We start from the raw sequence: 24722 nt of genomic DNA, 5'->3' as shown, positions 1-24722 counted from the left end.
CCTCAAGCTGAACGGGCATTACTCCTGTTCCGATTTCCCCAACCAAGCCATCACCGCGGCTAGAACGGCTTCGATGCCCGTGGCTAGCGTGGGTTGCATGACCGGTGCGAACTTGGGGTTATGGTTAGGAAACTTGGGGTCATCGTCACGGAAGCCACCCAAGCCCCAATAGCAATAGGGAATCCCGAACGCGTCCGGGATAGTGCTGAAATCCTCGGAGGCGGGAACCTCACCGCAATCGCCTACCCGTTCAGCACCAAAGTGGGCAAGAAATGCCTCCGTCACTTTTTTCGTAACCTGCGGGTCGTTAGCGGTCAGGGGATAGGAATCATAAAGCTCAAACTCGGCAGGTTCCGGGCTACCTGCCGCCACGCACTCGGCGTTAACAATCCGCTTTATGGCTGTCAGTAAGTGTTCGCGCACCGCTACGTCATAAGCGCGGATATTGACCAAAAGGGTGGCACGTTCGGGAATGATATTCGATTTTGTGCCAGCTTGCACCGACCCCACAGTCACTACTGCCATTTGGAAAGGATCAATTTCGCGCGAGACGATAGTCTGCAACCGCATCACAATCGTCGAGGCGAGTACCACCGGATCAATGCCCATATGAGGCATAGAGCCATGTGAGCCCTTGCCATGCAACGTAATTTTCAAGGACGCGCCCGTAGACAAAATTGCTCCGACATGGGTGCCGACCGCGCCGGTGGGCATGGGACCGGTCAGGACGTGCTGACCGAAGGCCACGTCGGGGCGAGGAATTTTATCGACCAGACCCGCTGCTACCATGGATTTTGCGCCCTCGGCAGTTTCTTCACCGGGCTGAAATAGGGCGATATGGGTGCCACTCCAGCTATCACGATGCGCAGCTAGCACTCGTGCTGCCCCCAGACCCGCAGTAATGTGTACGTCGTGCCCGCAGGCGTGCATCACCGGTACTTCGTTTCCGTCCCGGTCGCGTCGAGTGATGGTGGAGGCATAAGGCAACCCGGTTTCTTCTCTCACCGGCAGACCGTCCATGTCGGCGCGGAAAAGCGTGGTTTTCCCCGTGCCATTGCGCAGTATTCCGACCACGCCCCCACCGATTATTTCGGTCTGGTAGCCAAAGTCCTGCAGCTGTTTCTCGATAAAATTGCAGGTTTCTGTCTCTGACATCGAAAGTTCGGGGTGTTGGTGGAGCCATTGATAGGTTTCGTCCTGCCAAGAACCTAGTTCGGTGACCGCTGCGTTAATATCCAAATTGCTCATGATGGCTCCTCAAATTCTTAAGCCAGAATACCACTGAAGCTCCTGCAGCGTGAGGGCGGGATGCTTAGGGGATTGCCTAAAAATTAGGGAGTGCGAAAAATAAACGGCGAATTAATCACCTCAGAGATAATTAATTATTCGAACTAATCGCCTGATTTGCTTTCTCTCTGGCCCGGCGCGCCGGAACTGAAAGTGCGACGTGCAGGATAATCATGATGACAAATAAGGCACCGCTAATGTGGTGGAAGTGAGCCAACAACCCTGAATCTATGGTGTGGAAGGGCAGCACTGGTGATGAAATCCCCACTGCGCCAATACCGCTGAGGAACGCGAATATAAATACGATGGGGAGGAGCGCCCAAGACAGCACACAATAGGTGGTATATATGGCGACTTCTTGCCTGGTGGTTATTTCTTTTAAGACAGGAATTCTATAACCAAAAGGTTTACGCTTCGCGCTCGGAGCAAAGAGCTTTACAACCAGAGCTTCGACCCCGCTGATAACCAGACCTATCATTAAGAGCCAGGAAGACAACTTATGTATAACGATTACGGCTGTGCCTGAATTATGGGCTACTAGCATAATTAGAGAAGTAATGAGAAGGGCTACAAAACCTACAATTGCAATCATGTGCACAATGAAGAAAGGGTAGGGTTTGTTTTGATAGTACTCTTCCAGGTGTGTCATGATAATCATTCAACCGAATCGAGAGGCTCATAAGCGCGTTTTCCTTGGGTGCGATAATATGCTGCACACCAGGGACACAGTTTGTCATCACATACTTTGACAGTGTGATACCAAAAACCCTTTTGCTTTGCGCGAGCAGCCTTGCAACCAGGGCAAAGATTCATGCAAAAATTGGTGCGTCGTTCATCAATTTGCTTTTGAAGGTCTTCTTTTTGAACATCTTCTGACATTACATTTCCTTTGTCCTGATAATAACGTTGTAAGGCTAGCCTAACAAAAACTTAAATATTTGGTCAAATTTCCGCATCAAAGACTATGGAGATGTTTTTCCGGGGTAATCATGACCGCTTGCTAGCGTAAATAGAAATCTGAGAATACCGGATACTCAACCGTCGAAATTTTTATATTCCCCCCTCACCCTAGAATGGGGCTGTGAAAGAAAACCAGATGCCAGCCAGTAAGCCAGGCAAAGCCCCGACCAAACAGATCAGCTCAACTAAGAAGCTGCTGGTTGGCGTCGGGGTGTTGCTTATTCTGGTAGTGCTAGGCAGCGGGATGGGCTATAAACCCAACGATTTAGTTCCCGACCCCGCCACTTCCACCAGTCCCGCCATCTCCCCCAAAGTGCCACGCGTCACCGATGCGCCCACCCCCACCTCTTCTGACTCTTCCCCCACACCGACCCCAGAAATCACTGTTGAACCCAGCCCGACCACGCCCACTCCGGAAACCTCAGGGGACGCTGCGGCAGCGCTGGCGTCCCTGCCCGTGAAAGGACGGGCGCCGAAAACCGGATATCGGCGGGCGGAATTCGGTCGGCGATGGCGCGATATTGACCACAACGGCTGCGACACCCGCAACGACATCCTGAACCGCGATTTGACCAACAAGACCTGGAAAGCAAACACCCATGGGTGCGTGGTACTGAGCGGAACCCTGACAGAGCCATATTCCGGCGAAACTAAGTATTTCCACAAGTCACAGGCGGCGGCTATCCAGATTGACCACGTCGTTGCCCTGTCTGACGCCTGGCAGAAAGGCGCCCAAGCCTTGAGCGCCGCGCAGCGCGAAACCCTGGCGAACGATCCGTTGAACCTGCTGGCAGTGGACGGTCGGCTCAACCAGCAAAAATCAGACAGCGATGCGGCGACGTGGCTGCCACCGCGTCAGGGCTTCCGATGTGCCTACATCTCGCGCCAAATTGCGGTCAAAGCGAAGTATCGACTGTGGGTGACTCCGTCAGAACGCGATGCGATGGTACATATCCTGAGCAATTGCCCCGGTCAACCGCTGCCTGCCAGCGGCGAGTAGACTGGGGGAATGGATAAAATGCGCGTCGACGTGTGGCTGTGGGCGGTGCGACAAGTGAAGTCGCGATCACTTGCGACCGCGGCGGCGCGCGCTGGACACGTGAAAATCAACGGGGTAAGCGCGAAAGCCTCCAGCGCGGTGCGGGCGGGGGACGAAGTGCGGCTACGAGTCGCGGGTTTTGACCGAGTCCTGAAGGTTATAGCCCTGATTCCCAAGCGTGTAGGGGCGCCCGAAGCCGTGAAATGCTATACAGACGTCACTCCGGAACGCTTGACGAACCCCGCTAATGCTGCGGTTATCTATCGACCGCGCGGCACTGGACGTCCCACCAAAAAGGAACGCCGTCAGCTTGACGCCTTGCGCGGGCGGACGTCCTTTTGAAATATTACGCAAAAGCGTCCCCGGTCAACCTCTCAGGTCGGGTTTAGCCCGCGTTAGAGTCAGCATCGTGGGGTGGTTGCGCCAGGGCGGTCGGGAACACTCGCGGCTCCGCCCCAGGCTCCGGGAGCTGAGCTGCTGGCTCAATTCCTAATCCCAGTCACCCAGGAAATGGCTGCGTTTGGGGAACTGGGCGCGGTAGTCATCAGCACGCCGACCCAGGAAATACCCCGGCACACACAGCACCAGGAACGTCACACCAAACACAAATCCGGGGGCAACGTGCATCCCTGCCACAACGAAAGCTGCCACCGACAGCGCTGTCCCCAGACCGACACCTATCGCCCACAACACTTTTGCGGAAACAGAAAACGCCAGGTGAACCAGCCCGACGGTGGCAGCCAGCACGCAAGCTCCCGCTGCCATCAACATGACGGTCGCCCCGGTGGTCAGCGAATTCGGCTGTTCATAGGCTGAGCCGGCATAGGTCAAGAAGTACGACGCCAGGGCACACCCGAAAGACCCCACCACGAAAGGCCACACGTCAGCCGCGGAGCGCCACAGAGATTGTTTCGACAGCGCAGATTTTCCGGGTTTGGGAGGAGGATTTTTCCCCGCCCGAGGGATTCCCTCCGGATTTGCGTGCGCGGGAGACTGGTCGGAATCGTCGGGTTTTTCCTGTTTACCAAAGTTGTGCTGGGACATGCGTACCAGTCTAGTAAAATTGGGTCACTATGACTGATTTGAAACCTGTTGCCGATCCGCTTCCGGCGCTTCCCGCAGGTGCTCCCGGCGCGGACGTGACCTTGGAGGACGGGGCGATTCGCCGGACGATTTTGCCTGGGGGAACGCGCGTTATCACCGAGCAGATGCTGGGCACCCGCGCCGCTACCGTGGCGCTGTGGGTCGCGCGCGGCTCTCGTGACGAGGTCGAGGGGGCGCGTGGCTCCACACACTTTCTGGAACACCTTTTGTTTAAAGGAACCACGCGGCGCACTGCCCATCAGATAGCTATGGAGTTTGATGCGGTCGGAGGCGACTCTAACGCCGCTACCGGTAGAGAATACACCCACTACTACGCAGAAGTCTTGGGTGAGGACGTGCCGATGGCGGTTGACGTCCTGATGGATATGGTATGCGCGCCCTTGCTCAACGCTGCCGATTTTGAGATGGAACGCGGCATTATCCTCGACGAGCTGACGATGGCGCTGGATAACCCCAGCGAACAGGCTTTTGACGAATTTACCCGCCGAGTCTTTGCGACTCATCCGTTGGGGCGTCCCATTGGCGGCACGATTGAATCGGTAAAAGCCGATACCTTGGAGGCAATAGTGGCTCACTACCAGGCCGGATATGCTCCGGATCGCCTGGTGGTGGCGGCCGCGGGAGAAGTCAATCACGATCAGGTGTGTGAACTTGTGGCGCGGGCGCTGCACCGTCCCGACTCCCCGTGGTCGCAATGGCAATCCGCGCCTGACCCCGCCCAACCCGCCTTAGATTTCAACACCGCGGTATCCGTCCCGCTGGGCAGCTCCGCTGACCGTTGTGGAAACAGTCTCAACGCATCAGGTCGGGGCGCTTGGAAACCTGAGTCTGGAGTCTTTATCGTCGACGGCAAGTTTGAACAGAGTCGCATCATCATCGGCGGACCGGGACCGGGAGTGGCGGATGAACATATGCACGTGATGAATGTGCTGAATACCGTCCTGGGCGGAGGGATGAGCTCACGCCTGTTCCAAAATATCCGGGAAAAGCGCGGTCTGGCATACACCACCTACGCGTTTAACTCGTCTTACCGGGACGCAGGTAGTTTTGGGTTAACCGCGACCTGCAATCCGGCGAACGCGGACGAGGTAGCGGCGCTACTGCGTGCCGAACTGGAAGAAATTGCCACCGACCCGATCCCCGCGGACGAGCTAGCTCGAGCCAAAGGGCAGCTACGCGGAGCCACCCTGCTGAGCCTGGAAGACAATACTGTGCGTGCCAATCGTCTGGCTCATGCTGAAATCCTGCGTGGGGCTTATATCCCGTTAGCGGCGAAGCTGGAACAGATGCACGCCGTTACCGCTGCACAAGTCCGGGACTGGGCGGCTGAACTGGCGAAACGTGCCACTATTGAGGTGCGGTTAGGACCGGGGGAATAAACCGTCCCCGTTATTTCCGTCAAGGCACCGGCGTTCACAGGGCGGACAGGGGTTCCACCAGGTGGACGAAGTGTCCTCCGAGTGCCGCAGGCGACCGTGAACGCACTCGGTTTGTCCTGTGACAGGCACGCCGGGGCGGGTGCGTCAGCCTGGAGCAAGGCGAAACCGCTAAGATAGGGGCGTGAGTGAAGATATTTTTCAGCTGCCCCAACCCGGACCTGCCAAGCCCGATGTCTTGCGAGTGGTGCCCTTGGGTGGTCTGGGTGAAGTCGGTCGCAACATGACCGTTTTGGAAACTGAAGGCAAAATCCTGATTGTGGATTGCGGGGTGCTGTTCCCCGAAGAAATCCAGCCGGGAGTAGACCTCATCTTGCCGGATTTCACCTATATCCAAGACCGGATGGCGGATGTGGTCGGCGTGGTGCTGACTCACGGTCACGAGGATCACATCGGGGCGGTGCCCTACCTGTTGAAACTGCGCGAGGACATTCCCGTCTACGGTTCGCACCTGACACTGGCGTTCGTGGAACCGAAACTTTTGGAGCATCGCCTGCCGACCACAAACCTGCGGGTCAAGGCGGAGGGTGAGCGGCTCGACTTGGGACCATTCCACCTCGAGTTTTGCGCAGTAAACCACTCGATTCCGGATGCCTTGGCAGTCATGGTGCGCACAAAAGCCGGCTCCGCGCTGATTACCGGGGACTTTAAGATGGACCAGCTGCCCCTGGATGGGCGCATTACCGACCTGCGTGCTTTCGCGCGCTGGGGTGAAGCCGGAGTCGACTTGTTCTGCGTAGACTCTACGAATGCCGAAGTCCCCGGCTTTATCACTTCGGAGCGTGAGATTGGGCCGGTGCTTGAGGACGTATTCCTCCACGCTACCGGTCAGATTGTGGTCGCTTCGTTTGCCTCCCACGTCCACCGGGTGCAGCAGGTCTTGAACGCTGCCGCGAAATCTAACCGGAAGGTCGCCCTGGTGGGGCGGTCCATGGAACGCAACATGACCATCGCCGCGGAGGCTGGCTACATGACCGTGCCGGATGGCGTGCTGATTGACCTTAAGGACGTCAATTCCCTGCCTCCTGAACGTCGTGTGTACATGGCTACTGGCTCGCAGGGCGAACCGATGGCAGCCCTGTCGCGGATAGCCAACCGTTCGCACCGGACGATTTCTATCGGTCAGGGCGACACGGTGGTGTTGGCGTCCTCCCTGATTCCCGGTAATGAAAACTCGGTGGGGCGCGTCATTAATCAGCTCATTCGTCTGGGCGCGCAGGTCGTGCACAAGGGTAATTCGAGGGTTCACGTGTCCGGTCACGCCGCCACGGGCGAGCTGCTCTATGCCTATAACATCGTGAAGCCAAAGAACGTGATGCCCATTCACGGCGAGATTCGCCACTTGGTCGCCAATGGGAAACATGCCGTAAAGACCGGAGTCGATCCGCGTCGCGTCATGCTCGCAGAGGACGGGGTCTGCGTGGAGGTTAAGAACGGCGAGGCACAGATTGTGGGTCAGGTGCCGTGTGACTTTATCTATGTGGATGGCACGTCCATTGGTGAGATTGGGGAGTCTGAACTGTATGACCGTCGCGTCCTGGCACAAGAGGGGTTTGTGGCGGTTTACGTGGTGATGGAGATGAGCACCGGGACTATCCTCGCTGGTCCGACCGTTATCGCGCGAGGAGTGGCAGAAAATGATGACGTGTTTAGAGACATTGAACCGGCTATCGCTGACGCTTTGAGTGCAGCAGCTGCGGACGGACAAGCCAACGTGCGGGATATGGAACGGGTCGCGCGCCGGACCTTGGGACGCTGGGTGTCCAAGCGATTGAAGCGCGCGCCCATGATTGTGCCCCTGGTGTTGGAAGCTGACTAGCTCAGGGAGAATCGCTGTGGCACGTTTTATCTCTACTCAGTCCATCAACTTGGAGCTGCCCCTGCGGGTTGACCATCTGCCCGATCAGGGTGCCGAAGTCCGTGCCTCCATCATGGAAGGGGCTGTCGTAGCAGGAGGTTTCTACGTGGTCGCCACCGTGGCGCGGCAAGGTGTCGCCGCCTGCGTGACCGCCCCACTGGGAACCGGTCCGAACTCGATTCAAGCCCGACACTCCTTGGGGCGAGAAGGAATTTCTGTGCTCTCCCGCGAAATTGTGGGGGACATCGGGTTGAGGATTGCCGCCATAGACTCCGAAGGGGTACGCAGTGTGATTACGTCCCCTGGCGTAGAAGTCGAGCCTGACCCGCGTGACCTGGCAGGGATAATTTTGCGGGGAAATGACTATGTCTTTGTCAGCCTCAACGACCTGGCATATCCGCAGCTTGCCGAGATTCTCACGAATTGGATTGAACAACTGCCGGAGAATCTGTACCTCGCGGTGGCGGGGGGTCCGTTGGTGGGGGAAGTCGATTTAGATGTGATGGTGAAAGTCCTGGCCCGGGCGGATTTATTGACTCTAAATAAGCACCAGGCAGATACGGTGCGGATGCGGTTGGGGCGCGGTCCTATTGCTGAGGTACTGCGCCGTTACGTGAAACCGGAAACTGCGTTAGTGCTGCGTGACGGGCAAAACGGGGCAATCATTCAGGAATCTGCCGGGCAGACTCCACGGGGAGTCCCTGCTTATCCCACCGATTTGATGGATACTACTGGAGCTGGAGAAGCCCATACCGGGGTGCTGCTGGCTTCGCTCATAATGGGGTCGTCGCTGGAACAGGCTTGCGCGAGAGCCAACGCAGCAGCCGCGCTGGCGATGGGGCGGCGGAGCTACTACCGAATCCCCACAGCTTCTCAAATCGACAACTTCCTGGCTACGAATCCCCGGCTCTAATCCCGCTTTTTTCGGCGTGGGAGTGCCAAAAAAGCTCTGCCGGCGGATAGTCTAGGAACGCTATGAGTGCGACCAAAAAACAAGTGAAAACTAACTCTCCGAAGCGCGGGTCTGTTGGCGGTAACCAAAAATCACCCAGCGCGAGCAATCAACCCGAGCTGCCCCAATCCACTTTGGACCCCCAGGTGAAACGCGACATTTTGGGGCTGTGCCTGATTGCATTAGGGATTTTGGTCGCGCTGCGGGAATGGTTTGGACTGTCCGGTACGGCAGGGAACGTGATTCATCTGGCTGTCGCGGGACTTTTTGGGGTGTTCGCCGTCATTCTGCCCTTTGGATTAGGTTTCCTCGCCATACGTTTGTTCCTGCGGGGACGGTTCTTTCCTGACCCCGGCAATGACGGCGTGACCGAGGCAGAAGCTGCGGAGGTCACCCGGTCCCGCGGCGCGCGGGAAACCCGAATTCTGGTGGGACTTTCCGTCATCTTGGCGGCACTGTCGGGAATGGTCCACGTGGCAAAGGGCTTGCCTTGGCCCTCTACAGGTTTTCCTGAAATCATGACGGCAGGAGGTCTGCTGGGGTGGTTTTTCGGTCACCCCATCGGCGTGTTATTTTCGCCGTGGGGCGCGTTCCCGCTGCTGGTCATCATCATGCTGATTGGCATCCTCATCACCGGGGGAATTCCGGCAGCCACCCTGGTTTCATTGATACGTCAACGCTTTGCCTGGCTCAGCCCAGAACCTGCCACCAGCGAGGAGGAACCGGAGACGGTCGACCTCACCGGTGCCACCGAAGTCATGACACCTTCGCGGATGCCTTGGAAACGACCGCATCCCCAGTCTGACCCGGAGGAAACTAAGGTTATCGAGCCGAACGTGGCTCCGTCAGCGCAAACCCCCGTCCCTGCTGCGACCCAGACTTTGCCAGAGTCACCCGTTACGGGTGCCACGGAACTGCTGCCGGCACGGAAACAATCAGGGCGGCACAAGGCAGAAAGCCGACCCCCAGAGCCGGTACTTCCGCCTGAGCCCCCCGCCAAAGCTGAGGACAGCCTGCCCGAACGCGTGCACACCGGCTTGGGACACGACATCGACTACCACCTGCCCTCTTTAGACCTGTTAAAAATCGGACCGGCGCACGTGACACGGTCCCCAGCGAATGACCGTGTCATCGAGTCTCTGACCAACGTGTTTCAGCAGTTCGGGGTGGCAGCTGAGGTCACCGGCTTTTCACGGGGACCGACGGTGACTCAGTACGAAGTGACGCTCGGTCCGGGAGAAAAAGTCTCTAAGGTAGAGGGACTGTCCAAGGACATTGCTTATGCGGTAGCGTCTCCGGAAGTGCGGATTTTGTCTCCCATTCCTGGAAAATCCGCGATTGGGATTGAAATTCCCAACGCGGACCGCGAAAACGTTTACCTAGGCGACGTGCTGCGTTCCGAAGCAGCCTCGCGCCTCACACATCCTCTGGTCACCGGGGTCGGCAAAGACGTGGAGGGCGATTACGTCCTGACCAACATTGCCAAGACCCCGCACCTGCTGGTCGCCGGCGCGACCGGATCGGGTAAGTCTTCGTTCATTAACTCGATGATTACTTCCATCATGATGCGAGCCACCCCGGAACAGGTCCGGCTGATTCTGGTCGATCCGAAACGAGTGGAGCTCACCGCTTATGCCGGGATTCCCCACCTGGTCACGCCCATTATTACTTCAGCAAAGAAAGCCGCGACAGCTCTGGAATGGTGCGTCAATGAGATGGATATGCGCTACGACACCCTGTCGAACTACGGATACCGCCACGTTGATGATTTCAATCAGGCACTGCGTGCCGGCAAGGTGCAAAAGCTGCCCGAGTCACGCTTTGAGCCAGAATGGATGCCCTACCTGCTGGTGGTAGTGGACGAGTTGGCAGATTTGATGATGGTTGCGCCACGGGACGTGGAAGCCTCCATTCAACGCATCACGCAGCTGGGTCGCGCGGCAGGAATTCACCTGGTGTTGGCGACGCAGCGTCCCTCCGTGGATGTGGTCACGGGCATTATCAAAGCGAATGTGCCCTCTCGGTTGGCTTTTGCGACTTCCTCCAACCAGGATTCTCGCGTGATTTTGGATCAGTCCGGGGCAGAAAAACTCATCGGTCAGGGCGATGCTCTCTACCTGCCCAGTGGTGAATCTAAGCCGCAACGAGTGCAGGGAGCCTGGGTCTCGGAGGAAGAAATCATGCGTGTCGTGGCTCACGTCAAGGCACAGATGGAACCCGTGTATCGGGAAGACGTCACCAGCGAACAGAGCAGTGAAGAAACCAAGGTCCCCGAAGAAATCGGTGATGACTTGGACGATGTGTTGGCAGCCGCCGAGTTGGTGGTTTCCACTCAGTTAGGCTCTACTTCGATGATTCAACGTAAACTGCGCAAGGGGTTCGCCAAAGCTGGTCGGTTGATGGATATCCTCGAAACATACGGGGTGGTGGGTCCCTCGGAAGGCTCCAAGCCACGCGAAGTCCTGGTCACGAACGAGGACCTGCCCGGTGTCCTCGCCATGCTGCGCGGCGAAACCGACTCCATCGCGGACAGTCCGTCTGCAGTGGACCCGACTCCTACGGAATCTCTCGATAAACCTGCTGATGACGAGGATACAGACCAGTTACCGTCAGACGCTGGTGACACCGACGCACACCCCCTTGACCCCACGGTGGCATTTTCCGATAAACCCGACTCGGCGACCCTCCCGTATCCGGCACCACCGGCGACACCGCAAGTGGGTCACCAAGAGCTATACGATAAAGACGACACCGAGCCTTTGCCCTTCTGATTAGGATGGATTCATGACCGCAAACCTGCAGGGCACGTCCCAGCCGCCCGCCCCCCCGAACTTTAACATCGCCAATGTGCTCACGGTCATTCGCCTGATTTTGGTGCCGGTATTTATTTGGTTGATGCTGTTGCCGGGAGTGAAGGCACAAGTGTGGGCTTTTGCGGTGTTCGCCGTGGCTTCCGCGACCGACAAGTTAGACGGGACCCTGGCTCGCCGGCTGAACCTAGTCACCGATTTCGGCAAACTCGCCGATCCTATCGCGGATAAAGCCCTGGTGCTCAGCGCGTTTATCTTGCTCAGTTTGCACTGGTCGGTGTTTTGGGCGGTCACTGTCCCGGTGTTGGTGCGAGAGCTGGGGATTACTCTGATGCGTCTGGTGTTGGCGCGTCGGGGGCGAGTCATGCCTGCCAGCCGCGGCGGCAAGCTGAAGACCGTGACCCAGATAGCGTTGATTTTGCTGCTGTTGATTCCGTGGGAAGCTTTGGTTCCCGCGGCTTGGTCGGTGGTGCGCATTGTGGCAATAGTCCTGTCGGTACTGGTCGTAGCCATTACGGTGTTCACCGGGGTTGACTATGTGCGCCAGGCAATGCATCCGGCTGCGCAACGCTAGCCGCGCCCCCGAAGACTTCTAATTGTGGTGACTCCTCGGTTGGGGTGCAGCCAGGGGAATAAATACCAGACAAAGTTGGTTAAATTGATTGTGATGAACAAAACAGACGCCTTTTCCAACATGAAGTTGCCTTACGCGCTGCGTCCGGGGACCAGCTTGGGACGTTCGGTCAGACCGGCGAATCGGGCGGGGGTGCGAAACGCGCCTAAAAAGCGGTATTCTGAATCCATGATGCGGATTCCTCCAGTTGCTAAACCCTCTACGCCCGTATTGCGTCACGAGCTCGGAGAGGTTTTGCGTCAGCTGCGCCAAACCCGCGGTCTGACTCTGCGTGATGTGTCGGCAAAGGCGCGCGTGTCCTTGGGGTACCTTTCCGAGGTGGAACGCGGTCAAAAGGAAGCCTCTAGCGAGTTGTTGGCGTCCATCTGTTACGCGTTGGAAGCGCCGGTGTCTTTTGTGTTGCATGAAGTTGCGGATCGTATCGCGGCGGTTGAGGGCGTAGTGGTTCCCGAACTGGTGCCCGATGAGCTGCTGGACAGCATCGACTGCGCCCCGATTTCCTGATGCCGGCATTCCAAGGTGGTCCGGTGCAGCGCGGCATGACGCGCTCCCAGTTTAAGCAAGCACTGGCAGAAGTATTCCCGCACGGATTGGGTGAAACCCTGGTCAGCGATCAAGTATTGACCGAATGGGGCATGACGGCGCACCAGGCGTTAGAGCGCGGCGCGGATCCCTTAGAGGTGTGGCAAGCCCTGTTGCGCGCTACCGATCGAGACACGGAAGAAAATCTGTTCTGGCATCGCCGGGATTTACACGCATCGCGCCACTAGCCCGCTATCCGCGACTATAACCGTGCGCGTTGGTGCGTAAATCCCGAGGTCGGGATGGTTTAATCTTTCAGCAGGTTTCGCGGTAAAGTTGAGGAATGCTTACAAAAATGTCCTCTTTCTTTGTCCGCACCCTGCGTGAAGACCCGGTCGAAGCCGAAGTTGATTCCCACAAGTTACTGGTCCGAGCCGGTTATATTCGCCGCGCCGCGCCAGGAATTTACACCTGGCTGCCATTGGGGTTGAAAACGCTGCGGCGCGTGGAAAACATCGTGCGTGAAGAGATGGACCGCATTGGGGGACAGGAATTACAGTTCCCGATGCTGCTCTCCAGCGAGCCTTACGTGGCGACGAACCGCTGGGAAGAGTTCGGTCCTTCGCTGTTTAAGCTCAAGGATCGCAAAGAAGGGGATTACCTGCTGGCTCCCACCCACGAAGAAATGTTTACCCTGGCAGTAAAGGATATGTACACCTCGTACAAAGACCTGCCGGTCATTCTGTACCAGATGAAAGAAAAGTACCGTGACGAGGCTCGTCCGCGCGCGGGAATCATCCGGGGTCGCGAGTTCGTGATGAAAGACTCCTATTCCTTTGACCTGACAGACGATGGACTGGAACACTCCTACGCCCTGCACCGCGGTGCATACCGCCGGGTCTTTACCCGTCTCGGGCTGGATTTCGTGATTTGTCACGCGATGAGCGGTCCGATGGGCGGTTCCGCCTCCGAAGAATTCCTGTTCCCCTGCGCTATCGGTGAGGACACTTTCGTGAAGTCCCCCGGAGGTTACGCCGCCAACGCGGAAGCTGTCACCACCATCGCTCCTGAGCCCCTCCCTTATGACGACGCCCCGGCCGCGGAAGTGCGCCCGACTCCTGACGCCACCACGATTGAAGCGTTGGTGAACCAGGCGAATAAGCTCTATCCGCGCCCGGACCGACCTTGGGAAGCCAGTGACACCTTGAAGAACGTGGTGGTGGTCGCTGACTATCCTGACGGACGCAAAGAAGTGCTGGTCATCGGCGTGCCCGGCAACCGCGAAGTTGATATGAAACGCCTGGAGGCGAGCCTGTCTCCCGCTGACGTGCGTATGGCAGAAGCCAAAGACCTGGAAGCCTACCCGGATTTAGTTCCCGGTTACATCGGTCCGCAGGTCATCGGCCCGAACTCGTCGAAACGCACCACGGATGCCGACGGTAATCCTGTCGGTTCCCCGCGCTATCTGATAGATCCGCGAATTGTTCCGGGCACGCGCTGGGTGGCAGGAGCCAACCAGCCGGGGATGCACGTGTTCAACCTGGTGTGTGGGCGCGATTTTACGGCAGATGCCACTATAGAAGCGGCGGAAGTCATGGAAGGCGACCCGGCTCCCGACGGCTCGGGGCCGTTGACATTGGAACGTGGCATCGAAATCGGTCACATCTTTGCGTTGGGACGCAAGTATGCCAAAGCCCTGGGACTGAGTGTGCTGGATGAAAACGGGAAGTCACAAGTCGTTACGATGGGGTCGTACGGTATTGGTGTGTCGCGTCTGGTGGCGGCGATTGCCGAAGAAAACCACGACGATCGGGGGCTGATGTGGCCGCTCAATATCGCCCCGTTCCAGGTTCACGTGCTGGCCACCGGCAAAGATCCAGAGATTTTTGCCACCGCGGAAAAGCTCGCGTGCCAACTGGATGCGGCGGGTCTGCAGGTGCTGTATGACGACCGCCCCAAGGCTTCCGCTGGGGTAAAGTTCAAGGATGCGGAACTGCTGGGGATGCCATATGCGCTGGTCGTGGGCAAGGGCTTGGCTGAAGGCAAGGTCGAAATCCGTCAGCGCCGCGAAGGCACGACTCAGGAAACGACCCCGGAAAGCTGCGTGGAGGAACTTTTGCAAGCCATCGAGAAAGAGGCGGCGAAAACAGCTTTCTCCCTAACTTCGATGGAGCTGATTGGCGAGCCTGATCAGTGGGAAAAGGATCAAAACTAGGCGCCCCGGCGACGGCAAAGAGAGGTCAACATGGCATTTCGAGAGATTCGCGTGGTAGGAGATCCCGTGCTGCGCACCCCTTGTGACTGGATTACGGACCCGCGTGACCCCGGCGTGAAACAGCTGGTTGAGGACCTGCTAGAGAACGTGGATGAGGACGGTCGCGCTGGGCTGGCAGCGAACCAAATCGGGGTCAGCCTGCGGGCATTTTCCTGGAATATTGACGGGGAAATCGGCTACGTTTTGAATCCGAAACTGGTCGCTATGAGCGAAGATGAATACCAGGACGGTGATGAGGGCTGCTTGAGCGTGCCAGGGCTGTTTTACCCTACAAAACGCGCTTGGTATGCCCGCGTAGAGGGCATCGACTTGGATGGAAAGCCACTGGTGGTAGAGGGCGAAGAGCTGATGGGGCGTTGCCTGCAGCATGAATGTGATCACCTGGAAGGTCACCTTTACCTGGACAAATTGGAGCGGAAATACCGCAAGGAAGCGTTGCAACAAATCCGGAAAATGGGTCTGTAGATTCCAGATTGACGTGCAACTGGAGCTGGTTTAGCGCATAATAGGAACATAAGTTACCTCGTTGTGATTCGGTGTTCGGAGGGGAAGCCGCAACACCGGCCCGTTGAGCTGTGACTCAACTCCCAAACAACAGGAGGTAACCATGAACCAATACACGCGGGGTGTCCTGTTTATTCACACGGCGCCCAGAGCGCTGTGCCCGCATATTGAATGGGCGGCGGGGACGGTACTAAATACCGAGGTCAATTTGGACTGGACGGTCCAAGAAGCCGACCCGACGTTTTTTCGCGCCGAATTTTCCTGGGTGGGTATGGTTGGCACCGGTGCTAAGTTGGCTTCAGCTCTGCGTGGTTGGGAGCACCTGCGTTACGAAGTGACCGAGGACGCAGCTCCCGGCACGGACGGCGGACGCTGGTCTCACACTCCGGAATTGGGAATTTTTTATGCCCAAACCGACAGCGTGGGTAATGTGGTGGTACCCGAGGGACGGATTTTGGCAGCTTTGGAACACGCGGATAATCCTCTGCAAATGCGCCGTGAACTGGACTTAGCTTTGGGGCGCGCGTGGGACGAGGAACTTGAGCCCTACCGTTGGGCGGGGGTCGGTGCCCCGGTGAAGTACCTGCACAAGGTCGTTTGAGCCTGTTTCCGGGAGACTAACTTTGGCATGGTGGGGATAGTCTGAAGTAAATTCCCCACGGAGGCATGGTTTCATATATCCTAAACTTATGACGAACAAGGCTTCCGCCCCTGCGGAACAAACTCAAAAGGATCGCGTAAACAAATCTCAGCTAGGTCTTGGTTTCGCCAAAGGGGCGATTATCCAAGAATTTTATTATGACGATGACGTTGACGAGGGGCTGCGTCATACCATCGAGGACTTCCTCGGAAACGAGTTGGTAGACGAGGACTACGGGGATGTCTCGGACGGGGCGCTGATTTGGTGGCGTGCCGAAGACGGCGAAGTTGATGATTTGGCAGATTTATTGGTTGATGCGTCTGGGAATCTCGACGATGGTGGGCTGATTTGGGTCATGTCTCCCGTGTCTGGCAAGCCGAATTCGGTGGATACCCAGTTCGTCGAGGAGGCTGCAAAAACCGCAGGTCTGCGGGTCATGTCTTCCTCTCACGTGAGCCCCGATTGGCTGGGAATCAGCCTCATGGCGCGCGGTGCAAACCGCTGAGATTCGCTTTTGTGAAATCCTTGCCCCACCCTGGTTTTAAGTTTCGGAAAAAGGGGCTAATGTCGTAAGATTTAGAAGCTTATGAAAACCAGGCGGGTCGGACTGTCCGGCAGACCGCATAAACGAACGATTTTGGAGACAAAGTGAAGAGCACTGTTGAAAACCTCAACCCCACAAAGGTCAAATTGGCAATCGAGGTTCCTTATCAGGAATTCAAACCCGAGATGGATAAGGTTTTCAAGGAATACGGCAAACAGGTCAACATTCCCGGTTTCCGCCGCGGACACGTTCCGGCGCGGGTGCTGGAATCCTACATCGGTCGCGGTGCGGTCATTGAGGAAGCGGTCAATCACGCGCTGCCGGAATATTACGGTCAAGCTGTGCAGGAGCATAAGATTGCTCCGATGGGTCAGCCTGACGTGGACGTGACCGATACCCCCAACGTAGAGGGCGCCGCCGGTGGCGATTTGAAGTTCACGGTGGAAGTGGAAGTGCGCCCCGAGGTTAAGCTGCCGGACTTTTCTCAGCTGAGCTTGGAAGTTGACGCGATTAAAGACGACCCGAAAGCCCTGGAAACTGAGCTGGAGAACCTGCGTCGCCGTTTCGCGACTCTGAAGACCGTAGAACGCGCCGTTAAGCAGGACGATTTCGTCACTCTGGACCTGAAGAGCGAGATTGACGGCAAAGAGGTCGATTCCCTGAAACAAACCTCCTATCACGTAGGTGCTGGCGGGCTCGTCGAAGGTCTGGATGAGGCCTTGAAAGGTCTGAAAGCTGGAGAAACCAAGACATTTGAGACGCAGCTGAAGTCTGGACCGCACGGGGGAGAAACCGCCCAGGTGACGGTGACCGTGGATTCCGTAAAGGAACAGGTTTTGCCCGAAGCGGACGACGAATTCGCCATGATGGTTTCCGAGTACGACACCATTGCTGAGCTAAAGAAAGAACTTGCGGAAAACGTGGACCGACAGGCTCGGGCAACACAGGCTATGGCAGCCCGCGACAAGCTGGTGGAAAAGCTGCGCGAAGAGCTGGAATTCCCGTTGCCCCAAGGGATTTTGGATGAAACCGTGGCGGCACAGCTCGGAGAGGACGCCAGCGAGGATGACAAGAAGAAAGCTCAGGAAGCTGTCGAGCAGGATTTGAAAGTTCAGATTATCTTGGACGCTCTGGCAGAAGAGCGCCAGATGAACGTGTCGCAGCAGGAACTGCTGGAGTTTGTGCTCCAGACCGCACAGGCTTACGGCATGGACCCCTCCATGTTGTTGCAAAGCGCTGAACAGAACAACCGGATTCCCGCATTTATTCAGGAAATCGCTCGGAACAAGTCCATCGCGGCGGCCCTCGGGGAGGTTACCGTAAAAGACACGAACGGTGAGGTCGTGGACTTGAAGGACTTCGTTGGTGAGGACGAGGACGCGGAAGAAGATGCGGACACCGAGGAAAAGTAAATCTTGAGCAAAAGGCGGGTCCCGGCACAGACTGGGACCCGCCTTTTGCTATACCCGCCGTCGCCCCCGTAGAGGCAAACTGAAGGAAAAACTTTGGGACCAGACTTGTGCAAAACAGTGAATCAAATCGGCTAACCCCCCGACCGGGCGCATCCGGGCAAACTTGGGCTTAGCCCATAGCGAAACCGGGTGAATGCAACGCGAATGACGCGCAATTTTCCGTTAGGGTTAAGTGAACCAAGCGAGGAGGAAACGTGACCGTAGTTAATCGCGACGAAGATACGCCCGATGTACCCACGGGTGGGTTTATTTACAAGCGCCTGCTCAAAGAGCGCATTATTTGGCTGGGCGATGAGGTCAGCCAGGAAAATGCCAATGCGATTTGCGCCCAGATGTTGCTGTTGGCAGCCGAGGACCCGGATTCTGACATCTACCTATACATCAATTCTCCCGGCGGCTCCGTCACCGCGGGCATGGCAATCTATGACACCATGCAGTATGTGAAGCCAGACGTGGTGACCGTGGCGATGGGAATGGCGGCATCTATGGGACAGTTCCTGTTGACCGCCGGAACCAAAGGCAAGCGTTTCGCGACGCCCCACGCACGCATCCTCATGCACCAGCCGCTCGGTGGGGTGCAAGGCACTGCCTCTGAAGTGCGGATTAACGCTGACTTGATTCTGGCGATGAAACACGAATTGGCACAGATTACTGCCGAACGCACCGGTCACACCCTGGAAGAAATCACCAGGGACGCGGATCGTGACCACTGGTTTACCGCTCAAGAAGCCCTGGAATATGGGTTTATTGATGCGGTGGTAGAGAGCGCTGCTGCGGTACAAAGCTCAAATAAGGGGGAGTAATGAGGCATTATCAAGGTAATTTAGGAATGACCGGAGCCGGGATCGCTGCGGTTTCGCCCATGAATGCGTCTGTCCCCGCGGGGATGGCTCCGGCAATGCCCAGTGCGCGCTATATCTTGCCGACTTTCGAGGAACGTACGGCGTACGGATACAAACGCCAGGACCCTTATGCAAAACTGTTTGAGGATCGGATTGTGTTCCTGGGTAACCAGGTCGACGATGCTTCTGCCGACGACGTGATGGCGCAGCTGCTGGTGCTGGAGAGCCAAGATCCCGATTCACTCATTACCATGTACATCAACTCTCCGGGCGGGTCTTTCACTGCGATGACGGCGATTTATGACACGATGCAATACATTAAGCCTGAGATTCAGACGGTTTGTTTGGGTCAGGCAGCGTCCGCGGCGGCGGTGCTGCTGGCGGGGGGTGCTCCGGGCAAGCGTCTGGCGCTGCCCAACGCGCGGGTGCTAATTCACCAGCCGGCTATTCAGGGCGCTCAGGGTCAGGCTACCGATTTGGCGATTATTGCTGAGGAAATCGACCGGATGCGGGCTTGGTTGGAGGAAACGCTGTCGAAGCATTCCAAGCGCAGCGTGGAGCAAATGCACGAGGACATTGACCGGGACAAGATTCTCACGGCTCCCCAGGCGCTGGAATATGGTCTGATTGACCAGGTGCTGGAACCGCGCAAAGGCAGCGCGAGTTAATTGTGACTTGCCATCAACGTGGCTTCACGCTTTGATAGCGTGGAGCCACGTGATTATTTGGCTGTGGTTAGCATTGGTTAGCTTTGTTTGTACTGATGTGCCCTGAGGTGCCTACTGTTCAGAAGCGCGGGGCGGGTCTCTCAGTTTGATGATTTCCCAGAGAAGACACTGACTATGGCCCCAAGGCTGATACAGATTATGGCCACGTTGCTGAGAGGATTCAGAACTTGCAGGAGATTCAAGACCGCCAAGGCAATGATTATTGCCAGAGCTAGCAGAACCGTCCAAATCTGGGCGGTACCGTTGGTTTTGTTGCGAAATACAATCATAGACAGACCGGACAGCACTCCCAGACCGATGAATAAGTAAGCTATTACGTCAGGCATCGCGCCCCCTTATATTTATGACTTTTCAGATGTCCTCGGTTAATACCGGAGACTGCTTAATACTAATATGTCAGCCGGAACAAATATACCTACAAATGTGGGTATTTAACTACCGCCAATAGTAGGCGCGGCGCTACCCTCCGGCACCAGAAACCTCGCGCGGTGCCGACGCAAGATCCTTGCCCGAAACGCCCTATAGAACACCAAAACCCGCCGAGCGGCACCCCAGAGTCGTCTGATTGACCCTCAAAGGCGTGTTAACGAGAATAAAAACCTCTAAAACCATAGAATCGTAATCAGCCCGAACTCGTCTATGAGAGGAACTCATGTCACGCACTGCCGAATCGGTCGACCTGCTGAAGTGTTCTTTCTGTGGAAAGTCCCAGCGTCAGGTTCGTAAGCTCATCGCCGGTCCGGGCGTATATATCTGTGATGAATGCATCGAACTGTGCAATGACATTATTGCCGAGGAGCTCGAAGGCAGTCCCTCGGGCGGGTTGGATGTCTTGCCGACTCCGCATGAAATCTTTGATTTCCTGCAGGAATACGTGATTGGTCAGGAAAACGCGAAACGCGCCCTGTCCGTGGCGGTCTATAACCACTACAAGCGCGTGCGCGCCCAACGACACGGCGAAGACACGGGCATGGAGCTGACGAAGTCGAATATCCTGTTGCTCGGTCCCACCGGAACCGGAAAGACGCACCTGGCGAGGTCTTTGGCACGCCTGTTGAAAGTCCCGTTCTGTATCGTGGACGCTACCGCCCTGACCGAAGCCGGCTACGTGGGCGAAGACGTGGAAAACATCCTGCTGCGCTTGATTCAAGCCGCCGATGGGGACGTGAAAAAGGCTGAACGCGGCATCATCTATATTGACGAAATCGACAAGATTTCCCGTAAGGGTGAAAACGCCTCCATCACTCGTGACGTGTCCGGCGAGGGCGTGCAGCAGGCTCTGCTAAAGATTATCGAGGGCACGACCGCCTCCGTGCCGCCGCAGGGCGGGCGCAAGCATCCGCATCAGGAATTTATCGAGATTGATACCTCCTCGATTCTGTTCATTGCTGCCGGGGCGTTTGCGGGTCTCGATGAAATTGTGAAAGCTCGCTTAGGGCAGCGCTCCACCGGGTTTGGCTCGGACCTCAAGTCCGTAAAGGAACACGGCGACCTGTTTGCCAAAGTGACCCCCGACGACCTGCATAAGTTCGGTTTGATTCCGGAGTTCATCGGTCGTCTGCCGGTCATTACCAATGTGTCAGCCCTGGATGTTGACGATTTATCACGGGTCTTGACCGAGCCAAAGAACGCCATCCTCAAGCAATACCAGCATCTGTTTGAGCTTGACGGGGTGAAGCTGACTTTCACCGATGCGGCGATTCACGCGGTGGCCGAGCTGGCTGAGAATCGTGGTACTGGGGCGCGTTCGCTGTCCACCTTGATGGAAAATACTCTCTCTCAAATCATGTTTGACCTGCCCTCACGTGAAGATGTGGCAGAAGTCATTATCGAAGCGGAGTGCGTTTCTGAGGGCGCCGAGCCCACCTACGTGCTGCAGGACATTCCCGGCGGTTCGGTCGCCAAGACCGCCTAACATTTACGTCACAAGGTTCCCCGGCGGGTTCGCGCCGAGCTTGCCGTTTTCCTGGGGGCGGCTCCGTTTTACGTCTTGAGAAACTTTCCGCGGTGGGGAGGGGACCCGGTAAAGTGAGAGGGGAACCTAGTGAAGGGGCAACAATGAACACTACGCAAGCCGAAGCTATCGCCGCAAATCCGCCGCAAACCCCTGCTGAACTCAAGGAATACCGAGCCACCATCGACAACATCGACGCGGCGCTGGTGCATTTGCTGGCGGAGAGGTTCCGTTGCACCCAAAAAGTCGGACAGCTAAAAGCACGGCTGGATTTGCCGCCGGCTGACCCTGAGCGCGAGGCACAGCAGGTGGCGCGGCTCCAGGCTTTGGCGGTGTCGTCGGGACTGGATCCAGAGTTTGCCAAGAAGTTCCTGCGGTTTATCGTTGATGAGGTCATCCGGCACCACGAGGCGGTGCGGGAGACACCCTCCCGCTAATATTTGGACGCTATTTTCTGGCTGGTCAAGGCGGTTTTCCCGGTAATTAGGTAAGGCGAGCCTTGCTAATTGTTTTGTGCTATGTCATGATTGGCAGCGTCATTAAATCGTTAAGGAGAAAATCCCATGAAAGATAAAATCATTGGTTCACTGCCCACCATTGTGTTGGGACTGCTCATTGCCATCGCGCCCCGGACTTTTGCACCGGTTTGCGAGTTCGCTGCCAAGCATCATTCCGGCATGGAACATATGTCCGGGATGAAAGACTCCGGTGGTATGGAAAATATGGATCACATGGAACACATGGATCACATGGGTCAGGCTGGTAAGGCTATGGGTGAAGCTCATGACCACATGGCGTGCTATTGGACTGCTCAAGCCAGCTTAGGGATTGGAATCCTCCTGTTGGTCATCGGTTTGATTGCGTTTTTCGTGAACGCTCAGATTCGTACCGGTCTGAACATTAGTGCGGCGCTCATCTACGTGCTGGAGATCTTGATCGTCACCGTGCTGATTGGAGTGTGCAAAAACGAGGAGATGTCTTGCAGCCTTTACGCCAAGCCGACGCTGCTGGCGTTGAGCTGTGTGGGCATCCTGGCAGTTGCTGGGGCGATATTCCTGGATCAAAAGAAGCGCCCGGTAGCTCAGAAAGCGGCGGCCTAATCCGTCATGCAAAGCAGCCAAATCACCTGGGGCAAACTCCCTTTTCGCAATCTTAAATATTACCGTTATCGCAGCTTAGGACTGTTCTTGGTAGCGGTCCTGCTCAGCGGGATAACGTTTGCGGCGGGGATGGTCTCGCTGAACCTCAGTCAGGGGTTGTCATCGGTCAAAGAACGCCTGGGGGCGGACATAATGGTCGTGCCCTCTCAGTTTGAGCAATCCGCAAAGGATATTTACCTTTGCGGGGGCAAGCCGAGCGGATTCCTGCTGCAAGATGATGTGGCTGATTTGGTTGCTAACGTTGCCGGAGTGGAGCGGGTCACCACGCAGACCTATATTGCTTCTCTGATGGCAAGCTGCTGCGAAGTGAGGCTGCAAATTATCGGCATCGATCCGGACACCGACTTCGTGATTAAGCCCTGGATTCAAGCCACTTATTCTCGTGGTTTGCAGGACGGGGAACTGGTCGCAGGGTCCAAAGTCCAAATCAACGCCCAAGGCAAGATTCGCCTGTTTAACTATGAATTCCCCGTGAGCGCGCGGCTGGCTCCGACCGGCACGAACCTGGATTCTTCCGTGTTTGCCAATCTAGCGACCACAAAGATTTTGGCGCGCCAAGCCGAAAAGGTGGGACATCCGGTCTTGCCCACAGATGAGATTGGACATCGGGTTTCTGCCGTGATGGTAAAGGTCAAGCCTGGTTACGCTCCGGAAGAAGTGGCGCAGTATATCTCCAAATCTCCGCAGTTGGAGGGACTGGGCTTTGTGTCCGCTAACGGGATTAGTTCCCGGCTCAAAGAAGGAGTGGGACACATTGTGGGTGCGCTGCAGATTTTTCTGATTATCTTTTGGGCAGTTTCCCTAGCAGTGCTGGTGACTGTCAACTGGGTCAGCGTCATGTCGCGGAGCAAAGAACTGGGTTCGCTGCGAATTATGGGTGCGACGAAGCGGATGCTCACCACAATGCTGCTCAAGGAAAATCTGTTGATTAGCGTGGGCGGCAGCATACTGGGGTTGGGCTTCAGCGCGGCGCTGATGCACCCCTTCGGTAACGCTATCCAAAAGGCTTTGAAACAGCCCTATCTGCAAAGTGACCTGTGGAGTCAGTGTTCTCTGGCTGTCCTCATCCTGGTGACGGTGTGTCTGGGGGCGGCTCTGGCTAGCGCGGTTTCAGCGATTCGCATCTTGCAAAAAGAAACCTACAAGGCTGTGCGGGAGGGTCAATAGATGCTGCTGGAACTGTGTGCGGTTACGAAGAAGTTTTCGCGGCGAGGACGCGATTTTAACGCGGTAGACCAGGTCAGCTTGGAGATAGACGCCAATCAGTTCGTAGTCATTTCAGGCAAATCGGGTAACGGGAAAACGACCCTGCTGAACCTGATGATGGGTTTGCTGCGTCCCAGTTCCGGAACGGTTCAGGTGGCAGGGCAGGACTTGTCCCGTCTCTCGGATCGGGAGCTGTCCCAACTGCGCCGGTTTCGTTTGGGGATGGTTACGCAACAGCAGACCCTGGTAAGTTCCCTCAACGTGTTGGATAACGTGGTGCTGCCCGCGACTTTGCCGGCACAAGGGCGTTCCACGCGGAAAAAGTCTCCCGTAGCGGTGGAGTCGTTGCCCGTCAATCGTGCGTTAGATTTACTGGAAAAGCTCGACATTGCAGACCTATCTCATGCTTGGCCCGCGGAACTGTCCGGGGGAGAGATGCGTCGAGTCGCTATCGCCCGCGCGCTTATGACCCAACCGGAGGTTCTATTGGCAGACGAACCTACCGGGGATTTGGATGAGGCTTCCACCGCGGCGGTGTTGCGACTCTTCCGGGAACTGACCCAGGAGGGGCGCGCGGTTGTCATGGTCACGCACGACACCGCCGCTTATGAATACTGCAACCGTAGATTTACTATGCTTAAGGGCTGCTTGGAAGAGTCGCGTTAGACCGCGAGGAGCGACTGCGGGGAAATCTGTTTTACACCGTCCAAGGTTGCTATATAAATAAGGCAAGGCTTGCCTTATTAATTATTTTTTTGTAGCCTTGACATGTTTCAAATTGGAAAGAAGTTGATG

General features: G+C 56.5%; 26 protein-coding genes. 21 read left to right on the top strand and 5 right to left on the bottom strand.

Annotated elements, in window-relative coordinates:
- Nucleotides 1-18: 18 nt before the first annotated feature.
- The 3 genes from HMPREF0574_RS02355 to HMPREF0574_RS02345 all read right to left on the bottom strand — a co-directional run bounded on the left by HMPREF0574_RS02355 (nt 19) and on the right by HMPREF0574_RS02345 (nt 2166).
- A complete protein-coding gene (locus HMPREF0574_RS02355) occupies nt 19-1248 on the bottom strand; it encodes an amidohydrolase (protein ID WP_004007077.1) in 1230 nt (409 codons plus the stop codon).
- Nucleotides 1249-1378: 130 nt separating this feature from the next.
- Nucleotides 1379-1936 carry a hypothetical protein gene (locus HMPREF0574_RS02350; RefSeq protein ID WP_236585851.1) on the bottom strand — a complete coding sequence of 186 codons (558 nt, stop codon included), beginning with the start codon at nt 1934-1936 and terminating at the stop codon, nt 1379-1381.
- A 5-nt stretch (nt 1937-1941) separates the two neighbouring features.
- The gene (locus tag HMPREF0574_RS02345) at nt 1942-2166 is read right to left on the bottom strand and encodes a hypothetical protein (RefSeq protein WP_004007075.1); all 225 of its coding nucleotides are present in this window, start codon (nt 2164-2166) and stop codon (nt 1942-1944) included.
- Between the two features lie 202 nt (nt 2167-2368).
- On the opposite strand from HMPREF0574_RS02345, the gene HMPREF0574_RS02340 reads away from it, so the two are divergent.
- Both HMPREF0574_RS02340 and HMPREF0574_RS02335 read left to right on the top strand, forming a co-directional pair.
- Nucleotides 2369-3247: an HNH endonuclease family protein gene (locus HMPREF0574_RS02340; RefSeq protein WP_236585852.1), complete on the top strand. Its 879-nt coding sequence runs from the start codon at nt 2369-2371 to the stop codon at nt 3245-3247.
- 9 nt (nt 3248-3256) lie between these two features.
- A complete protein-coding gene (locus HMPREF0574_RS02335) occupies nt 3257-3628 on the top strand; it encodes an RNA-binding S4 domain-containing protein (RefSeq protein ID WP_004007073.1) in 372 nt (123 codons plus the stop codon).
- A 147-nt stretch (nt 3629-3775) separates the two neighbouring features.
- Here HMPREF0574_RS02335 and HMPREF0574_RS02330 read toward each other — a convergent pair whose 3' ends face one another.
- On the bottom strand, nt 3776-4330 hold the full coding sequence (locus HMPREF0574_RS02330) for a hypothetical protein (protein ID WP_004007072.1): 555 nt from the start codon (nt 4328-4330) through the stop codon (nt 3776-3778).
- Between the two features lie 29 nt (nt 4331-4359).
- Between HMPREF0574_RS02330 and HMPREF0574_RS02325 the strand changes: the two genes are divergently transcribed.
- From HMPREF0574_RS02325 to HMPREF0574_RS02260, 14 genes are all read left to right on the top strand, one after another.
- Nucleotides 4360-5769: a M16 family metallopeptidase gene (locus HMPREF0574_RS02325; RefSeq protein WP_004007071.1), complete on the top strand. Its 1410-nt coding sequence runs from the start codon at nt 4360-4362 to the stop codon at nt 5767-5769.
- A gap of 181 nt (nt 5770-5950) precedes the next feature.
- On the top strand, nt 5951-7645 hold the full coding sequence (locus HMPREF0574_RS02320; protein ID WP_004007070.1) for a ribonuclease J: 1695 nt from the start codon (nt 5951-5953) through the stop codon (nt 7643-7645).
- Between the two features lie 16 nt (nt 7646-7661).
- Nucleotides 7662-8597, top strand: coding sequence for a PfkB family carbohydrate kinase (locus HMPREF0574_RS02315; RefSeq protein ID WP_004007069.1), 936 nt, complete (start codon nt 7662-7664; stop codon nt 8595-8597).
- Between the two features lie 62 nt (nt 8598-8659).
- Nucleotides 8660-11407, top strand: coding sequence for an FtsK/SpoIIIE family DNA translocase (locus tag HMPREF0574_RS02310; RefSeq protein ID WP_004007068.1), 2748 nt, complete (start codon nt 8660-8662; stop codon nt 11405-11407).
- A gap of 13 nt (nt 11408-11420) precedes the next feature.
- The gene (gene pgsA, locus HMPREF0574_RS02305) at nt 11421-12020 is read left to right on the top strand and encodes a CDP-diacylglycerol--glycerol-3-phosphate 3-phosphatidyltransferase (RefSeq protein WP_004007067.1); all 600 of its coding nucleotides are present in this window, start codon (nt 11421-11423) and stop codon (nt 12018-12020) included.
- A 39-nt stretch (nt 12021-12059) separates the two neighbouring features.
- Nucleotides 12060-12584 carry a helix-turn-helix domain-containing protein gene (locus HMPREF0574_RS09895; RefSeq protein ID WP_004007066.1) on the top strand — a complete coding sequence of 175 codons (525 nt, stop codon included), beginning with the start codon at nt 12060-12062 and terminating at the stop codon, nt 12582-12584.
- A gap of 23 nt (nt 12585-12607) precedes the next feature.
- Nucleotides 12608-12850 carry a DUF3046 domain-containing protein gene (locus HMPREF0574_RS02295; RefSeq protein WP_236585853.1) on the top strand — a complete coding sequence of 81 codons (243 nt, stop codon included), beginning with the start codon at nt 12608-12610 and terminating at the stop codon, nt 12848-12850.
- A 95-nt stretch (nt 12851-12945) separates the two neighbouring features.
- Complete coding sequence (locus HMPREF0574_RS02290) at nt 12946-14817, top strand: proline--tRNA ligase (RefSeq protein WP_004007064.1); 1872 nt, start codon at nt 12946-12948, stop codon at nt 14815-14817.
- A 30-nt stretch (nt 14818-14847) separates the two neighbouring features.
- Nucleotides 14848-15342 (top strand): peptide deformylase, encoded by a 495-nt coding sequence (locus HMPREF0574_RS02285; protein ID WP_004007063.1) that lies wholly within the window; start codon nt 14848-14850, stop codon nt 15340-15342.
- A gap of 142 nt (nt 15343-15484) precedes the next feature.
- Entirely contained in the window at nt 15485-15982 is a 498-nt protein-coding gene (locus HMPREF0574_RS02280; protein WP_004007062.1) for a DUF3145 domain-containing protein, read from the top strand.
- An 88-nt stretch (nt 15983-16070) separates the two neighbouring features.
- Nucleotides 16071-16526, top strand: coding sequence for a DUF3052 domain-containing protein (locus HMPREF0574_RS02275; protein WP_004007061.1), 456 nt, complete (start codon nt 16071-16073; stop codon nt 16524-16526).
- A gap of 143 nt (nt 16527-16669) precedes the next feature.
- Nucleotides 16670-17977 (top strand): trigger factor, encoded by a 1308-nt coding sequence (tig, locus tag HMPREF0574_RS02270; RefSeq protein ID WP_004007060.1) that lies wholly within the window; start codon nt 16670-16672, stop codon nt 17975-17977.
- Nucleotides 17978-18231: 254 nt separating this feature from the next.
- On the top strand, nt 18232-18840 hold the full coding sequence (locus tag HMPREF0574_RS02265; RefSeq protein ID WP_004007059.1) for an ATP-dependent Clp protease proteolytic subunit: 609 nt from the start codon (nt 18232-18234) through the stop codon (nt 18838-18840).
- Nucleotides 18841-18899: 59 nt separating this feature from the next.
- Nucleotides 18900-19547: an ATP-dependent Clp protease proteolytic subunit gene (locus tag HMPREF0574_RS02260; protein WP_036325018.1), complete on the top strand. Its 648-nt coding sequence runs from the start codon at nt 18900-18902 to the stop codon at nt 19545-19547.
- 140 nt (nt 19548-19687) lie between these two features.
- Here HMPREF0574_RS02260 and HMPREF0574_RS02255 read toward each other — a convergent pair whose 3' ends face one another.
- The gene (locus HMPREF0574_RS02255) at nt 19688-19933 is read right to left on the bottom strand and encodes a hypothetical protein (protein WP_004007057.1); all 246 of its coding nucleotides are present in this window, start codon (nt 19931-19933) and stop codon (nt 19688-19690) included.
- 326 nt (nt 19934-20259) lie between these two features.
- Here HMPREF0574_RS02255 and clpX point away from each other — a divergent pair, with 326 nt between their 5' ends.
- The 5 genes from clpX to HMPREF0574_RS02230 all read left to right on the top strand — a co-directional run bounded on the left by clpX (nt 20260) and on the right by HMPREF0574_RS02230 (nt 24593).
- Entirely contained in the window at nt 20260-21522 is a 1263-nt protein-coding gene (gene clpX, locus HMPREF0574_RS02250; RefSeq protein WP_004007056.1) for an ATP-dependent Clp protease ATP-binding subunit ClpX, read from the top strand.
- Nucleotides 21523-21665: 143 nt separating this feature from the next.
- On the top strand, nt 21666-21998 hold the full coding sequence (locus tag HMPREF0574_RS02245; RefSeq protein ID WP_004007055.1) for a chorismate mutase: 333 nt from the start codon (nt 21666-21668) through the stop codon (nt 21996-21998).
- A 126-nt stretch (nt 21999-22124) separates the two neighbouring features.
- Nucleotides 22125-22661, top strand: coding sequence for a DUF4418 family protein (locus HMPREF0574_RS02240; protein ID WP_004007054.1), 537 nt, complete (start codon nt 22125-22127; stop codon nt 22659-22661).
- A gap of 87 nt (nt 22662-22748) precedes the next feature.
- On the top strand, nt 22749-23888 hold the full coding sequence (locus HMPREF0574_RS02235) for an ABC transporter permease (protein WP_245527336.1): 1140 nt from the start codon (nt 22749-22751) through the stop codon (nt 23886-23888).
- Nucleotides 23889-24593 carry an ABC transporter ATP-binding protein gene (locus tag HMPREF0574_RS02230; RefSeq protein WP_004007052.1) on the top strand — a complete coding sequence of 235 codons (705 nt, stop codon included), beginning with the start codon at nt 23889-23891 and terminating at the stop codon, nt 24591-24593.
- The last annotated feature ends 129 nt before the right edge of the window (nt 24594-24722 follow it).

It is taken from the genome of Mobiluncus curtisii subsp. curtisii ATCC 35241, assembly GCF_000146285.1.
In the GTDB taxonomy this organism is placed as follows: Bacteria; Actinomycetota; Actinomycetes; order Actinomycetales; family Actinomycetaceae; genus Mobiluncus; species Mobiluncus curtisii.
The sequence above is the reverse complement of the archived record's forward strand: the minus strand, read 5'-3'. Positions and strand labels throughout refer to the sequence as shown.

Coding starts and splice junctions, on each gene's coding strand:
- HMPREF0574_RS02355 (WP_004007077.1), bottom strand. CDS start 1,248: ATGAGCAATTTGGATATTAACGCAGCGGTCACCGAACTAGGTTCTTGG.
- HMPREF0574_RS02350 (WP_236585851.1), bottom strand. CDS start 1,936: ATGACACACCTGGAAGAGTACTATCAAAACAAACCCTACCCTTTCTTC.
- HMPREF0574_RS02345 (WP_004007075.1), bottom strand. CDS start 2,166: ATGTCAGAAGATGTTCAAAAAGAAGACCTTCAAAAGCAAATTGATGAA.
- HMPREF0574_RS02335 (WP_004007073.1), top strand. CDS start 3,257: ATGGATAAAATGCGCGTCGACGTGTGGCTGTGGGCGGTGCGACAAGTG.
- HMPREF0574_RS02330 (WP_004007072.1), bottom strand. CDS start 4,330: ATGTCCCAGCACAACTTTGGTAAACAGGAAAAACCCGACGATTCCGAC.
- HMPREF0574_RS02325 (WP_004007071.1), top strand. CDS start 4,360: ATGACTGATTTGAAACCTGTTGCCGATCCGCTTCCGGCGCTTCCCGCA.
- HMPREF0574_RS02310 (WP_004007068.1), top strand. CDS start 8,660: ATGAGTGCGACCAAAAAACAAGTGAAAACTAACTCTCCGAAGCGCGGG.
- pgsA (WP_004007067.1), top strand. CDS start 11,421: ATGACCGCAAACCTGCAGGGCACGTCCCAGCCGCCCGCCCCCCCGAAC.
- HMPREF0574_RS02290 (WP_004007064.1), top strand. CDS start 12,946: ATGCTTACAAAAATGTCCTCTTTCTTTGTCCGCACCCTGCGTGAAGAC.
- HMPREF0574_RS02285 (WP_004007063.1), top strand. CDS start 14,848: ATGGCATTTCGAGAGATTCGCGTGGTAGGAGATCCCGTGCTGCGCACC.
- HMPREF0574_RS02280 (WP_004007062.1), top strand. CDS start 15,485: ATGAACCAATACACGCGGGGTGTCCTGTTTATTCACACGGCGCCCAGA.
- HMPREF0574_RS02275 (WP_004007061.1), top strand. CDS start 16,071: ATGACGAACAAGGCTTCCGCCCCTGCGGAACAAACTCAAAAGGATCGC.
- HMPREF0574_RS02260 (WP_036325018.1), top strand. CDS start 18,900: ATGAATGCGTCTGTCCCCGCGGGGATGGCTCCGGCAATGCCCAGTGCG.
- HMPREF0574_RS02255 (WP_004007057.1), bottom strand. CDS start 19,933: ATGCCTGACGTAATAGCTTACTTATTCATCGGTCTGGGAGTGCTGTCC.
- clpX (WP_004007056.1), top strand. CDS start 20,260: ATGTCACGCACTGCCGAATCGGTCGACCTGCTGAAGTGTTCTTTCTGT.
- HMPREF0574_RS02245 (WP_004007055.1), top strand. CDS start 21,666: ATGAACACTACGCAAGCCGAAGCTATCGCCGCAAATCCGCCGCAAACC.
- HMPREF0574_RS02240 (WP_004007054.1), top strand. CDS start 22,125: ATGAAAGATAAAATCATTGGTTCACTGCCCACCATTGTGTTGGGACTG.
- HMPREF0574_RS02230 (WP_004007052.1), top strand. CDS start 23,889: ATGCTGCTGGAACTGTGTGCGGTTACGAAGAAGTTTTCGCGGCGAGGA.